The following is a 13,004-nucleotide window of genomic DNA, read 5'->3' as shown; positions in this document are numbered from 1 at the left end:
AGACGCTTGAAAAGCCGTAAAGTTCGCAACATTGACCGTCATCAGGCAGGGAAACTAAGCCAGGTCGTAAGTCTCGCTTTCGCCGCCGCGTGAGCATACCGTCGGTGGGCTAGTTAACGAGCCACCGCTCCCCAAAAAGCCGCCGGTCCCAGTCCTCCACCTTCCCGCTCTCCAGCCGCCTTCGCGCGAGGTCGCGCCAGTTCTGGGCGAGCTCCGGCAGCGCCGCCATGGCGGTCAGTCCCTCGCGGTCCCTCGTGTCGCGGTAAAGCAGGCGCGTGAGGCGTTCGAGCGGCCAGTGGGGCCGGGGCCTGTCGACGAGGCGCAAAAGGTCGCCTTCTTCCGCGACGCCGGTTTCAAGCACGCGGTAATACCAGCCGGTGCGGCCGGTCTTTTGCACGCGCGCCGCCATGTCCGGGCAATGGAATCGGATGTTGAGCTTGAAACAGGGCTGGCGTCCCTGGCTCACCTGCAGCAGCGCGCTTCCGAAACGCACGATGTCGCCGACGCAGACATTTGCTTCGGTCCAGCCGGTCGTCGAGAGATTTTCGCCGAAGGCGCCCGCCGCTTCGAGCGCCTGCGCGTCGCCGATCTCTTTCGCCCAGTCGGCGTAATGCTCGAAGGCGTAATGATGCAGCGCCTTCTCCGGCCCGCCGTGATATTTGCGGTCCGCCTGCGCGTCGCCCTCCAACCCCGTCGCGCCAATTCGCCACGGCGCGGGCGCGGGCCGCTTGTCGATTGCGCTCGACGCTCCTTCCTCGCCCAAAGGCGCGATCGGCCCCGTGAGAACCAGCGGGCGGACGGGCGCGGGCGTCATGTTTCCGGCGGCACCTCGGAGATCAGGGAGCCGAGAAGCGCGCCCAGCGCCATGTCGTCCTCCTGCCCGAAGCCATGATGGCGGATGCGCCCGTCGCGGCCGATGACGATCGACGTCGGCGTGCCGCGCATCTCGTAGCGGCGCATGGTGACGGGGATCGGCCCGTCCTCGCCGGGCGCATCGACGCCGATCGGGAAGGTGAGGCGATATTCGTGGATGAAGGCTTCGAGCGAGACGGGCGTCATCGCCGCGTGATGCTCGAAGACGGTGTGCAGGCCGATCACCGCGAGGTCGGTGTTGCGAAAGAGGCTGTGCGCCTTCTGCGCCTGCGGCGTGCCATGCGCCACGCAGCCGGGGCACAGCATCTGGAAGGCGTGCAGCAGCACGACCCGGCCCCGCAGCGAGGCGAGGGTGACGGGCGCGGGCGTATTGAACCAGCGGGTGACGGAAAGCTCGGGCGCGAAAGGGGCGGTCATGGTCTGATGTCCGATTCCCGACATGACGATTTCTGGACCCTTTAACGGGTCAATCCATTGAGCTGTAAAGCGCCACAGGGCGGCAAAAGTTCAGGAACGGAATTTGCTCTCGCAAGGAGCGGAACGCCAATGCGCCTGTCGCGAGGAGCCGATGCCGCTTTACGCCTATGTCTGCGAAGACTGCAATTCTCAGTTCGAACTTCTCGTTCGTTCGTCGGACACGCCCGCCTGCCCCGCCTGCAAGAGCGAGAAGCTCTCGCAGCAGGTCGCCCGCATCTGCAGGGAGATCAAATATCCCGCCATCGCCAGATCGTGGCGGCGCGCGGCGGCGGCGTCCGGCGATCTCTCGAATTTCAGCAAGGCCGAGCGGAAGGTCTGACTCAGGCCTCGCGGTAGAAGAGCAGCATCAGCCCCGCCAGAATGAAGGCGATGGGCCAGACGAAGCCCGCGATGCGGGCCGCCCGCCCGTCGAGCCGCAGCTCCAGCCAGCGCGACCATCCCGCCGCGACGCCGACGAGGGCGAGCGGCGTGTGGGTGATTTCGAGCAGCGTCTCTTCCTTCACATTGGTCAGCGCATGGGAGTGGGTCAGCAGGAAGCCCGCCGCGACGGCCGTGGAGAGCGGGAAAACATAGGCCGCCCATCCCGCCTTCACGCGGCCGAGCCGCACGCGCCACTCGAAGATCCCGAAGGCGACGATCAACAGCGTCAGCAGGCGATGCTGCGCGATTTCCGGATCGCGCAGGCTCTCGATCACGCCGAGTTTGCCCAACGGCCAGACGGCTTCGTCCGCGCGCAGGAACAGGAAGGCCGCGAGGCCGAGGAACATCAGCGGCCAGTGGCGGGCGAAAGGCGCGAGGCGCCGGCCGCGCTCCATCAGCGCCATCGCGCCCATCGCGAGGACGAAGAGCCCCGCCCAATGGTGGTTGTATTCGGACCAGGCGATGTCCGCCGCCCAGCGCGATTGCGCCGCCGCGGAGGCGGTTTCGGCGGCCATGGCCTCCTGCGAGACGGACAGGGCCGAGTGATCCGGGCTTTCCAGACGCACCGGCCAGCGGGGCTCCAGACGCTCGACGATCTCCGGCAGACTCGCGCGCTCGATGATGTCGCGCGCCGGCGGCAGCGAGGCGAGCGAGGCGGCGCAGAACAGGACCGTCAGTCCGACGCCGATCTCCGTCTCGGCGAAGCGGCGGGTGCGCAGCATGGGCGCCGCGCCGCGCACGGCGAGAAAATTCATGCCGCCGAGAAAGAGCAGGCCCATGAGCAGCACGATCTTGGCGCCGAGCATGAGGCCGTAGGACGTGCCGTAAAGCGCCGGCGGCGCATCGACATAATCGAGGGCCAGGAAGACGCCCCCCGAAAGCAGCGCCGCAACGGCGCCGATGGAGATGAGCGAGAAGCGGCGTCCGACGATCGGCTGCGTCGGGGCGCCGTTCGTTTCCGTCAGCGCGATGAGGAAAAAAGGAATGCCGCCGATCCAGACCGCGGCGCTGGACATGTGCAGCAATTCCGCCGCCGCAAGGGAGACCGCGCCCTCGAGCTGGCTCGTCGCATGCGTCGAGACGGCCTGCACGACGAGGAGCAGCGCGCCGAGCGCGGGCGCGAGGAAGCGTAACGCGGGGCCGCCGTTGCGCGCGACGAGGGCGATGGACAGGGCGATCGCCGCAGCGATCAGATCGGCGATGGCCGCGCGGGCGCTGATCGCCTCCGGGAAGGAAATCTCCAGCGTGCCGGCCAGCATGACGGCGAGCGAGACGGCCGCAACCGCCTCCGCCGCGGCGAGCGCGCCGGCGCTCCACGAGATCAGACGCAGGGCGCGGGTCGAAATTCTCTCCCCGGCGTCGCCGAGCCGCGGCGCGAGGGGCCAGGAAAGCAGGACGAGAAACGCCAGTCCGCCGACGGTCAGCGATTGCGCGGCGAGGATGAAGCCGCGCAGCACGACGCCGAGAAAGCCGTATATCTCGATGAAGAGCTGCATTCCTCAGCGGCCCACGCTGAAGGGAATGTCTCCCTGAGTGATATGGCCGTCGGGGCTGAGAGTCTGCCAGTGGAGCCGATAGGCGCCGGGGGCGAGGCCGCGCGCCTGCGCCTTCAGCCTGTCCGCCGCGGCGTCGCCGATCAGCGGCAGGGACACGCTCGCGCCCTCGGGCGTCGTCAGCTTCAGATTCGAGCGGGTGGCGTCGATCCTGCTGTTGAAGCGGATTTCAATCGCGATTTCGGTTCCGGAAACCTGCTGACCGGGGCTCGGCGTCGCGTTGACAATCACAGCGTGCGCATCGGCCGCCCCGCACGAAACGGCGGAAAAAAGCGCAACGAAGGTCAGCCGTTTGGACATCATGGCGGGGTTCGAAGGCCATCCCGGGAATCGGGCCGCGAGGAACTTCGAGTTATCCCCTTTTGGCGGCCCTGATCAATGCCTGTCGGGGCCGGCGAGGGGCGCCGTCATGCGGCGGGGCGACGCATGGGAGGCGCATGGGGAGGCGTATGGGGCGGCGCGGCCCCGAGCTTTCCCGGCAAAGCCCGACTTGCGGCGGCGCGCGCGGTTGCGCATATACTGCGGAATGCCCCCCGCGCCGACAAACCGCCGTCCCGCCTCTCCCAAGGAAGCCCCGCAGGAGCCCTTCAAGCGCGCCGTCTCCGGCGCCATGCGCGCCATGGCGAAAACTCCCGCGCTCGACGTGATCTTCGCGCCCGAGCGGCCGTCGCTCGTCACGGGAGAGGACGGCGCCAAGGCGCGGTTGACGGAGCCTCCGCGCAAGCTCTCGCCGAAGGACGCCGCCATTTTGCGCGGCCAGGCCGACTCGATCGCCCTGCGACTCGCATGTCACGACGATGCGGTGCACCGCCGTTACGTTCCCGATACCGCGGAGGCGCGCGCCGCCTTCGACGCCATGGAGCAGGCCCGCGTCGAGTCGATCGGCGCCCGGCGCATGGACGGCGTCGCCGCCAATATCGCGGCGATGCTCGACGACCGCTACCAGCGCGGCCATTCCGACCAGATCAGGAGCCGCGAGGACGCGCCGCTCGAGGACGCGCTGGCGCTCATGGCCCGCCAGCGGCTCACTGGCCTCGCGCCGCCGCCTCATGGCGCGAAGATCGTCGAGTTCTGGCGCGACGTCATCGAGGAGCGCGCCGGCGCCGATCTGGACCGGCTCGTCGGCGCGGTCGAGGACCAGCGTCATTTCGCGCAGATCGTTCGCGAGCTTCTCTCCCATCTCGACATGGCGAGCGGCGAGGCGCCCGAGGAAACGGAGGCCGAGGACGAAAGCGAGGAGCAGCCCCAGAACCCGGACGAGACCGAGAATCAGGACCAGGAAGACGACACGGCCAAGAGCAAGGCCGAGATGGAGACGGCGCTCGCCGCCGAGGACTCGGAGCAGGAGGGCGAAAGCGTATCGGCCGAGGCGCCCTATGGCGAGACGGAGGAGGATTCCGACGCCGGCGACATGGAGGAGGCGCCCGACGCGCGCCGCCCGTCGACGACCGCCGCCGAACGCTCCGGCGCGGACTACCACGCCTACACCACGCGCTTCGACGAGATCGTGCGCGCCGAGGAACTTTGCGATCTCGAGGAGCTGGATCGGCTGCGCGCCTATCTCGACAAGCAGCTCCTGCATCTCTCTTCCGTCGTCGGCCGGCTCGCGAACCGGCTCCAGCGCCGCCTGATGGCGCAGCAGAGCCGCAGCTGGGAGTTCGATCTCGAGGAGGGCATGCTCGATCCCGCGCGCCTCACCCGCGTCATCATCGATCCGCAGCAGCCGCTGTCCTTCAAGCGCGAGAAGGACATGGACTTCCGCGACACGGTGGTCACGCTGCTCCTCGACAATTCCGGCTCGATGCGCGGACGCCCGATCACCGTCGCCGCCACCTGCGCCGACATTCTGGCGCGCACGCTGGAGCGCTGTGGCGTGAAGGTCGAGATCCTCGGCTTCACGACTCGCGCCTGGAAGGGCGGGCAGTCGCGCGAACTCTGGATAAATGAAGGAAAGAAGCCGAACCCGGGCCGCCTGAACGACATCCGCCACATCATCTACAAGGCGGCCGACGCGCCCTGGCGGCGCGCGCGGCGCAACCTCGGACTGATGATGCGCGAGGGGCTCCTGAAGGAAAACATCGACGGCGAGGCGCTGGACTGGGCGCATCGGCGCCTGCTCGCGCGCACCGAGCAGCGCCGGATATTGATGATGATTTCCGACGGCGCGCCGGTCGACGATTCGACGCTCTCGGTCAATCCGGGGAATTATCTGGAGCGTCATCTGCGCCAGATCATCCACGACATCGAGACCAAGTCTCCGGTGGAGCTGATCGCCATCGGCATCGGACACGACGTCACGCGCTATTACCGCCGCGCGGTGACGATCGTGGACGCGGAGGAACTCGGCGGCGCCATGACGGAAAAGCTCGCGGAGCTGTTCAGCGAAAGGGCCGCGCCCGCGGCGCCCCAGCCGGTTCGCGGTCGCCCGGCGCCGCTCGTCGCTGCAGCGCGGTAAGTCTTCACCGATTGATCATCATGTCACAAGCTCGACATATTCGTCCCGGTTGACCGATAAAATTGCAACGAATCCGCTCCCTCGCGCGTTAATCAAATGGAGCGACCGTTTTCGGGCGCGCCGAATGGTGGCGTTGTGGCGACGGAGTGGGTGAGATGGCGTTTGTGACCGAGAGGCGGGAGGCGCGCGACGACGCGCCCGAGTTCCAGAAAGTTGCGTGTGTTCTGGCGATCTGCGCCCTGGCGACGTTCCCGCTCGCCTTCTGCGCGGCGTTGACGATCTGGGGTTCGTGACACGAAAAGGGGAGCGGCGCGGCGCTCCCCTTTTGTCTGTTCATGTCCTGCGGCGACCGCCTTACGAGGCGTCGGAGACCGGCCATTCGGCCTTGAACTCGTTTCCCTTGTTGTCATGCGCGACGACTGACATCGTCTTCGCGCCATTGGGCGCATAGGTGAAGCGGAAGTTCGGGTCTTCCGACAGCGAAATCCCCCCTTCCATCGAAAAGACGAGTTCGTCGCCCTGCCGCACTTCGACCCGGTCGATATAGTGGGCGGGTATGTAGAGATGCGTCATCTGATCCATCTGCAGACCCGAATTGTTCGGGTGGCGAATCATGATCTGCGCCTCGCGCCTGCCCGCCTCCGCGCTCCTGAACTCGCGATATTTCATCTTGCCGAGATTGGCGTTGGCCTCGTCCTGGTCCTTGACCGCCGGCGCCGAGCAGCCGCCGGCCGCCTTCACGAATTTCACTTCGGAATGCAGCTTGCCGTCCCGCGTCTCCGCCACCGCATGGACATTGGTGTAGGAATTCACCCGGACGCGCGTGCTGATGAAGCTCACGCCCGCTTTTTCTCCGACCGTGAAGGCCGCGGCCATGGGCATCGGGTTCTGATCGATGACGAGCGTTGCGGTTTTTACCCGCGCAGGCTCGGGGAAGCGCAGGGTCATCGGCACGATCGCCGCGTCCTCGGCGCGCACCGGCGCCTCGAGCGCAATGACTCCGTCGCGCTCGGCCATCGCGCGGCCCTGAAAAATATCCGTCACGAGCCCCGGCCATGGGTCCGGCGCGGTTTCGGCGCGCGCGGGCGAGGCGAGCGTCGCGGCGAAAAACGCGGCGAGAAGCCCTGAGGCGCGAAAGCATTTCGACATGGGTTCCTCCTGACGGGTCTTTTGCGGGAGATTAGCTCAATTCGCGCCCGACGGATGAGACAAAGTCATGCAGCGGCCGCTCATGGCGTCTCCCATTCGAGTTCAGCGAAGCCGGCGGTGGCGTTGCGGGCGTGGTAATTCTCGAACAGCCGCCATTTGCCCTGCTCCGAGGCGCCAGCCGCCTTGGTCGCGTCGGTGACGCTCTCGCCCTTCTTTATCGCCGCGCGCAGATCGGCGGTCAGACGGGTCAGATAATTGCGCTCGTCGTCGAGCGCCTTCGGCCAGGGCGCGACGAGGGGGCCGTGGCCCGGCACGACGCGCTCGGCCTTGATCGTCGAAAGCTTTTCCGCGACGTCGAGGAAGCCCAGAAGGCTGCCGTCCACCACCGGCACATGTTGCAGGAAAAGCAGATCGCCGGCGAAAAGCGTTCCGCTCGCCGGGTCCAGCACAGTGAGATCGCTGTCGGTATGCGCGGTTCGCCAAGCCTGCAGGACGAGCGAACGTCCGCCGAGATCGAGCGTTGACGAATCGGATACGAGCATCGTCGGTGAGATGATCGTGACGCCGTCCAGCGCGTCGCCCATCGCCTCGCGGAAGGAGGCGAGATAATGCGCGCCCCGCGCCGCGAGCGCGCGCGGCAGGTTCTTGTGGCCGACGAAGACCGTGCCCGGCCCCTCGAAGGCGCCGTTGCCGAAGACGTGATCGGGATGGGCGTGGGTGTTGATGACGTAGCGAACCGGCTTTTGCGTCTTCTCGCGCAGCGCGGCGAGAAAGGCCTTGCCCTGAATCAGGCTGCCTCCCGTGTCGATCACCGCGACCGAGTCGTCGCCGACGACGGCGCCGAGATTGGCGATGCCCCCGAAATTTTCCCGGGTCATCAGGGATGTTTCTCCCTGATGCGCAAAGACTCCCGGAGCGAGCTCCGTCAGCGTGAAGGACGGCTGCGCGAGCAGGGGCGATGGCCCGGGAACGAGCGAAAGAAGGAGCGCGGCACATGCCGCCGCGCGATGTAATATATTGATTTTATTTAGCATTATGCGTTGCCTTGGCGGCATGTCGGCAAACGCTGACGCCTGCGTTTTTTGCGATTGCGATTCAACCGCTCCCAACATATTATCCCGCCGTTTCCGAGTTAAAAGATGCCTTCCGGACGGGAACTGGAAGCTTCTCGACGTCGGGCGGATTTTTTGACCGAACGGCGCGGGACATGAAACGGAAAACGCCTTCCCAATGTCGAGGCGCCCTGAGAGGCGCGACGTCGGCGGCGGCGCAACAATAAGGCGCGCCTCGGCGTCGTCAGGAGGAAAAGCTCATGCATAAGCTGTTGTTGTCGACTTCGGTGGCCGTTCTCGCGCTGACTGGCGCGGCGAAGGCCGACGAGTTGCTGGCGCTTCAGAAGGACCCGAAGCAGTGGGTCTCGCCGACTGGCGACTACGCGAATCTGCGCCATTCGGCTCTCAAGCAGATCACGGCTGAGAACGTCGGCAAGCTTGCTCCGGCGTGGCAGTTTTCGACCGGCGTGCTGCGTGGCCACGAAGGCGCCCCGCTCGTCGTCGGCGACGTGATGTATCTCCACACGCCGTTCCCGAACAATGTTTACGCGCTCGACCTGAAGGATCCGGATCACAAGATCCTCTGGAAGTATGAGCCGAAGCAGGATCCGTCCGTCGTTCCGGTCATGTGCTGCGACACGGTGAACCGCGGCCTCGCCTATGGCGACGGCAAGATCTTCCTGGCCCAGGCGGACACGACGCTTGTCGCGCTCGACGCCAAGACCGGCAAGCTGGTCTGGTCGGTGAAGAACGGCGACCCGGCGAAGGGCCAGACCTCCACCGCCGCTCCGCACGTCTTCAAGGACAAGGTGTTCGTGGGCATCGCCGGCGGCGAGTTCGGCGTGCGCGGCCACATCACCGCTTACGACATCAAGGACGGCAAGCTGGCCTGGCGCGGCTACTCCATGGGCCCCGACAGCGACACGCTGATGGACCCGGAGAAGACCACCCATCTCGGCAAGCCGGTCGGCAAGGACTCGGGCATCTCGACCTGGCAGGGTGACCAGTGGCAGATCGGCGGCGGCACCACCTGGGGCTGGTACAGCTATGATCCGGAACTGAACCTCGTCTATTACGGCTCGGGCAACCCCTCGACCTGGAACCCGAAGCAGCGTCCGGGCGACAACCGCTGGTCCATGACCATCTGGGCGCGCGACCTCGACACGGGCAAGGCCAAGTGGGTCTACCAGATGACCCCCCACGACGAGTGGGACTATGACGGCATCAACGAGATGGTTCTCGCCGACCAGAACATCGGCGGAACGACCCGCAAGACGCTCGTCCACTTCGACCGCAACGGCTTCGGCTACACGCTGGACCGGGTGACGGGCGAGCTGCTCGTCGCCGAGAAGTTCGACCCGGCCGTGAACTGGGCGACCAAGGTCGACATGGACAAGAACTCCAAGACCTATGGCCGTCCGCTGGTCGTGTCGAAATATTCGACCGAGCAGAATGGCGAGGACACCAACACCCAGGGCGTGTGCCCGGCGGCGTTGGGCGTGAAGGACCAGCAGCCGGTCTCCTATGACCCGGCGACGGGTCTGTTCCTGGTGCCGACGAACCACGTCTGCATGGACTACGAGCCGTTCCGCGTGTCCTACACCGCGGGTCAGCCCTACGTCGGCGCGACGCTGGAAATGTATCCGGCGGGCAAGGTGCTCGGCGACGGCACCAACAACACCGGCAACTTCATCGCCTGGGACGCCAAGGTCGGCAAGATCGTCTGGTCGAACAAGGAGCAGTTCTCGGTGTGGTCGGGCGCGGTGTCGACCGACGGCGGCGTGACCTTCTACGGCACGCTCGAGGGCTATCTGAAGGCCGTCGACACGAAGACCGGCAAGGAGCTTTACAAGTACAAGACTCCGTCGGGAATCATCGGCAACGTCATCACCTATGAGTCAGGCGGCAAGCAGTATGTCGCGGTCCTCTCGGGCGTTGGCGGCTGGGCCGGCATCGGCCTTGCGGCTGGTCTGTCGAAGAGCAATGAAGGTCTCGGCGCGGTGGGCAACTACGCCTCGCTCGCCAACTACACCGCCCTCGGCGGCGTGCTGACCGTCTTCGCTCTGCCGAACTAAGCGAGACGCTTGGCGCATAAGCAAATCTGGCGCTCGGCGCACCCCTCCGTCGGGTGTCGCCGAGCGCCGCTGTTTCCAAGGTTAGAGAACCGATCAGGGAGAGTGTGATGAAATCGTCGCTTGCCGGGGCGCTGGCCCTGGGCGTCATGATGTTTGTGGGAACCTCCGCCATGGCCGAGGCGCCCGGAGATCCCAAGGCCGTCAAATCCGTCGACGGCAAATATTACGACGCGAAAGGCGACCCCACCTACAACGTCGGCGCCGACGGCACGGTGGACTGGTACACTTTCTCCGGCTATCGCCGCTATCACGCCGAATGCCACGTCTGCCACGGCCCGAACGGCGGCGGCTCGACTTACGCGCCGGCGTTGAAGGAGTCGGTGAAGCGCTTCGACTATGCGGAATTCGCCGGCATCGTGATCGGCGGCCGTCAGAACGGCAACAGCGTCATGCCGGCCTTCTCCGACAACAAGAACGCTTCCTGCTACATCGACGACCTTTACGTCTATCTCCGCGCGCTCTCGACTGGCGCCGTCCAGCCCGGTCGCCCGGAGAAAAAGGAGCCGGCGCCCGAGGCCTTCAAGAAGGCCGAGGCCGAGTGCATGGGCAATAAGTAAGCCGCCCGGCGTTCTCTTTCGGGAGCATGCCTGAACAATTGGTCCGGAGCCGCCGCGGCTTCCGGACCTTTTGTTTTTTCCGTGGTCAAAACCACAAAGCGAGATTATCTGGGAGAAGCTTGGTTGGCCCGCGGCGCCGAAAGGCCCCCGGCAGGTCAGGAGTAGAATTGCGTGAAGCGGCAAAAAAGTTTGAAGCAGCGCTGGCGCAAGCCGGCGCTCGTGATCGCCTTCAGCCTCGCGGCGGCGACCGGCTTCGCCCAGCATATGGGACCGGATTTCGGCGCAAAGGGGTCCGACAATTCGGGCGGAATAGAACTTATCGATCCGAAAGTGCTGCGGGTCTGCGCCGACCCGAACAATCTACCCTTCTCGAATGAAAAGGGCGAAGGCTTCGAAAACAAGATCGCGGAATATCTGGCGCAGAAGCTCGGCAAGGAGCTCGCCTATTCCTTCTACCCGGGCGCCACAGGATTCGTGCGAAACACGCTCAACGCGCATCTGTGCGACGTCATCCTCGGCATGCCGCAGGGCAACGACCTCGTACAGCCGACCAATCCCTATTACCGCACGACCTACGCCATCGTGACGCGCGCCGGATCGGACCTCGACGGCATGACCGCTCTCGACGATCCTCGGCTGAAGGAGAAACCGCACCGCATCGGCCTCGTCGCCAACACGCCGCCGGGGAACATTCTCGCCCGGAACGGCCTGATGGGTTCGGTCAAACCATATCCGCTCATGGTGGACACCCGCGTCGAATCCTCGAGCGCCGCGATGATCCACGACCTCGAGACCGGCGACATCGACGTTGCGCTCCTCTGGGGGCCAATCGCCGGCTTCTACGCGAAGAAGTCGAGCGCGAAGCTCAATGTGGCGCCGCTGGCGGAGACCCCCGGAACGCGCATGGCCTTCCGGATCGCGTTCGGCGTGCGCCATTCCGACCAGAACTGGAAGCGCGATCTCAACGCCTTCATCGCGCAGAACAAGGGCGCTCTGGAGAAGATCCTCAGCGATTATGGCGTCCCGCTGCTCGACGAAACGGGCCAGCCCCTCGCAAGGTCGCAGTGACCCGCGCCTTCTTGTTTCTTGCAATTTGCCTCGCCGCGACCAACGCGCGCGGCGAGGCGCCGCCGCGCCCGCGCGAGCCGGAAGGCTATCGTCTCGACGCCTATCGCGCGCCGGTTCCCGCGACGCTCACAGGCGCGACGGTGATCGACACGGCGAAAGCCTTCGACATGTGGAAGGCGAAGGCGGCCGTCTTCATCGACGCGCTGCCGCATGCGCCAAAACCGGAGGGCCTCCCCAAAAGCGCAGTATGGCGCGAGCAGCCGCGCTTCGACATCCCGGGCAGCGTCTGGCTTCCGGACACGGGCTACGGCGAGCTCGCGGAAGCCACGCAGCGCTATCTGGAAAAAGGACTCGCGCGCGCCACCGCCAGCGACAAGGCCAAACCGCTCGTCTTCTACTGCCTCGAAAACTGCTGGATGTCCTGGAACGCGGCGAAGCGCGCCATGTCTCTCGGCTACGCCAATGTCTTCTGGTACCCGCAGGGAACCGACGGCTGGGCGGCCCAAAAGCATCCGCTCGAGGAGCGCAAGCCCGAGCCGCGCGAGTAGGGCCCATTCAGGAAAAAAGTTCGCGGGCACAGCTGCGAAGGGGGAGACAGGACGCGAATCCGCGGCAGGCTCGCCGAATATGGCTCTACCTCGTTTCCATCGCCGCCATGATCGCGCGGGCCAGCGCGCCGAAGCGCTGTTCGATCAGCGCGGGGCTTTCGCAAACGAATGCGACCATCTTGCGCTGTTCTTCAAACATGCGCAGGCGCCATTGCAGCGCCTCGCTCGCCTTCCTGATCGCCTCCGGGTCCTGCGGCTTGCGGTCCTGGACTTCGCGCATCGTTTGCGTCTCCTCGCGGGCCTTCTCCGCCATGTCCTTCAGGCGGCGGCCGAAGCGGTCGAGACCGTTGACGACGTCGCGACGTTCGTCGTTCATGCGCTCATAGACGCCGGCGAAAAGCAGCGTCAGCCGCGCCTTGCGCGACTCGCCGGCGCCTTTCGCGAAATCGCCGATGAGCCTTTCCGCTTCCTCGAGCGGCGTGCGCCGGGGCGCGATACGCGTGACGAGATCGGCGACCGCCGCGTCTCCCCGCCAGTCTCTGCGTTCCTTCTCGATCGACGGCCCGGTCCACACGCCGCCGAGCGCGATCTCTGGCACGCGCACCTGTTTGCATGGCCAGTCGCTTTGCGGGGCGGAGGTTTGCGCGAATGCGGCGCCGCCAACGGTCAAAGCGAGCGCCGCCGCGAGAATGCGCGAAATATTCATGCTTCCTTCAA

Annotated in this window: 14 protein-coding genes; 7 read left to right on the top strand and 7 right to left on the bottom strand. The window is 65.8% G+C overall.

The annotated features are described in order from the left end of the window. Positions 1-109: 109 nt before the first annotated feature. Positions 110-814 (bottom strand): MOSC domain-containing protein, encoded by a 705-nt coding sequence (locus MET49242_RS15870; RefSeq protein ID WP_036284231.1) that lies wholly within the window; start codon positions 812-814, stop codon positions 110-112. Then, positions 811-1,290 carry a peroxiredoxin gene (locus MET49242_RS15865; protein ID WP_036288373.1) on the bottom strand — a complete coding sequence of 160 codons (480 nt, stop codon included), beginning with the start codon at positions 1,288-1,290 and terminating at the stop codon, positions 811-813. Before MET49242_RS15865 ends, MET49242_RS15870 begins: the two co-directional genes overlap by 4 nt. A 151-nt stretch (positions 1,291-1,441) precedes the next feature. On the opposite strand from MET49242_RS15865, the gene MET49242_RS15860 reads away from it, so the two are divergent. Then, entirely contained in the window at positions 1,442-1,669 is a 228-nt protein-coding gene (locus MET49242_RS15860) for a zinc ribbon domain-containing protein (RefSeq protein ID WP_036284228.1), read from the top strand. Between the two features lies 1 nt (position 1,670). Here the strand turns inward: MET49242_RS15860 and MET49242_RS15855 are convergent, their stop codons facing one another. Further along, entirely contained in the window at positions 1,671-3,266 is a 1,596-nt protein-coding gene (locus MET49242_RS15855; protein ID WP_036284226.1) for a copper resistance D family protein, read from the bottom strand. A 3-nt stretch (positions 3,267-3,269) separates the two neighbouring features. Then, a complete protein-coding gene (locus MET49242_RS15850; protein ID WP_036284224.1) occupies positions 3,270-3,626 on the bottom strand; it encodes a copper resistance CopC family protein in 357 nt (118 codons plus the stop codon). A 223-nt stretch (positions 3,627-3,849) separates the two neighbouring features. On the opposite strand from MET49242_RS15850, the gene cobT reads away from it, so the two are divergent. After that, positions 3,850-5,778: a cobaltochelatase subunit CobT gene (cobT, locus tag MET49242_RS15845; protein ID WP_036284223.1), complete on the top strand. Its 1,929-nt coding sequence runs from the start codon at positions 3,850-3,852 to the stop codon at positions 5,776-5,778. Positions 5,779-5,933: 155 nt separating this feature from the next. Next, the gene (locus MET49242_RS25795; RefSeq protein WP_192815606.1) at positions 5,934-6,071 is read left to right on the top strand and encodes a hypothetical protein; all 138 of its coding nucleotides are present in this window, start codon (positions 5,934-5,936) and stop codon (positions 6,069-6,071) included. A 61-nt stretch (positions 6,072-6,132) separates the two neighbouring features. Here the strand turns inward: MET49242_RS25795 and MET49242_RS15840 are convergent, their stop codons facing one another. Continuing rightward, complete coding sequence (locus MET49242_RS15840; RefSeq protein ID WP_036284221.1) at positions 6,133-6,927, bottom strand: quinoprotein dehydrogenase-associated SoxYZ-like carrier; 795 nt, start codon at positions 6,925-6,927, stop codon at positions 6,133-6,135. Between the two features lie 80 nt (positions 6,928-7,007). Then, positions 7,008-7,961 (bottom strand): quinoprotein relay system zinc metallohydrolase 2, encoded by a 954-nt coding sequence (locus tag MET49242_RS15835; RefSeq protein WP_036284220.1) that lies wholly within the window; start codon positions 7,959-7,961, stop codon positions 7,008-7,010. Between the two features lie 278 nt (positions 7,962-8,239). On the opposite strand from MET49242_RS15835, the gene xoxF5 reads away from it, so the two are divergent. The 4 genes from xoxF5 to MET49242_RS15815 all read left to right on the top strand — a co-directional run bounded on the left by xoxF5 (position 8,240) and on the right by MET49242_RS15815 (position 12,287). Then, positions 8,240-10,054, top strand: coding sequence for a lanthanide-dependent methanol dehydrogenase XoxF5 (gene xoxF5, locus MET49242_RS15830; RefSeq protein ID WP_036284218.1), 1,815 nt, complete (start codon positions 8,240-8,242; stop codon positions 10,052-10,054). Positions 10,055-10,203: 149 nt separating this feature from the next. Continuing rightward, positions 10,204-10,671 (top strand): c-type cytochrome, methanol metabolism-related, encoded by a 468-nt coding sequence (locus MET49242_RS15825; RefSeq protein WP_036288371.1) that lies wholly within the window; start codon positions 10,204-10,206, stop codon positions 10,669-10,671. Positions 10,672-10,860: 189 nt separating this feature from the next. Next, positions 10,861-11,739, top strand: coding sequence for a substrate-binding domain-containing protein (locus MET49242_RS15820; RefSeq protein ID WP_371212555.1), 879 nt, complete (start codon positions 10,861-10,863; stop codon positions 11,737-11,739). Further along, positions 11,736-12,287 carry a rhodanese-like domain-containing protein gene (locus tag MET49242_RS15815; RefSeq protein ID WP_036284216.1) on the top strand — a complete coding sequence of 184 codons (552 nt, stop codon included), beginning with the start codon at positions 11,736-11,738 and terminating at the stop codon, positions 12,285-12,287. The genes MET49242_RS15820 and MET49242_RS15815 overlap by 4 nt, the downstream gene beginning before the upstream one ends. A gap of 85 nt (positions 12,288-12,372) precedes the next feature. On the opposite strand, the gene MET49242_RS15810 is transcribed toward MET49242_RS15815, so the two are convergent. Continuing rightward, positions 12,373-12,993 (bottom strand): hypothetical protein, encoded by a 621-nt coding sequence (locus tag MET49242_RS15810; protein WP_036284214.1) that lies wholly within the window; start codon positions 12,991-12,993, stop codon positions 12,373-12,375. Positions 12,994-13,004: the final 11 nt, after the last annotated feature.

The sequence above is a fragment of the Methylocystis sp. ATCC 49242 genome (genome assembly GCF_000188155.2).
Classification (GTDB): Bacteria; Pseudomonadota; Alphaproteobacteria; order Rhizobiales; family Beijerinckiaceae; genus Methylocystis.
The sequence above is the reverse complement of the archived record's forward strand: the minus strand, read 5'-3'. Positions and strand labels throughout refer to the sequence as shown.

Excerpts from the sequence above, each read along its gene's own strand:
- MET49242_RS15810 (WP_036284214.1), bottom strand. The coding sequence starts at position 12,993 with ATGAATATTTCGCGCATTCTCGCGGCGGCGCTCGCTTTGACCGTTGGC.
- MET49242_RS15860 (WP_036284228.1), top strand. The coding sequence starts at position 1,442 with ATGCCGCTTTACGCCTATGTCTGCGAAGACTGCAATTCTCAGTTCGAA.
- MET49242_RS15855 (WP_036284226.1), bottom strand. The coding sequence starts at position 3,266 with ATGCAGCTCTTCATCGAGATATACGGCTTTCTCGGCGTCGTGCTGCGC.
- MET49242_RS15870 (WP_036284231.1), bottom strand. The coding sequence starts at position 814 with ATGACGCCCGCGCCCGTCCGCCCGCTGGTTCTCACGGGGCCGATCGCG.
- MET49242_RS15835 (WP_036284220.1), bottom strand. The coding sequence starts at position 7,961 with ATGCTAAATAAAATCAATATATTACATCGCGCGGCGGCATGTGCCGCG.
- MET49242_RS15850 (WP_036284224.1), bottom strand. The coding sequence starts at position 3,626 with ATGATGTCCAAACGGCTGACCTTCGTTGCGCTTTTTTCCGCCGTTTCG.
- MET49242_RS25795 (WP_192815606.1), top strand. The coding sequence starts at position 5,934 with ATGGCGTTTGTGACCGAGAGGCGGGAGGCGCGCGACGACGCGCCCGAG.
- MET49242_RS15825 (WP_036288371.1), top strand. The coding sequence starts at position 10,204 with ATGTTTGTGGGAACCTCCGCCATGGCCGAGGCGCCCGGAGATCCCAAG.
- MET49242_RS15865 (WP_036288373.1), bottom strand. The coding sequence starts at position 1,290 with ATGACCGCCCCTTTCGCGCCCGAGCTTTCCGTCACCCGCTGGTTCAAT.
- MET49242_RS15840 (WP_036284221.1), bottom strand. The coding sequence starts at position 6,927 with ATGTCGAAATGCTTTCGCGCCTCAGGGCTTCTCGCCGCGTTTTTCGCC.
- cobT (WP_036284223.1), top strand. The coding sequence starts at position 3,850 with ATGCCCCCCGCGCCGACAAACCGCCGTCCCGCCTCTCCCAAGGAAGCC.
- xoxF5 (WP_036284218.1), top strand. The coding sequence starts at position 8,240 with ATGCATAAGCTGTTGTTGTCGACTTCGGTGGCCGTTCTCGCGCTGACT.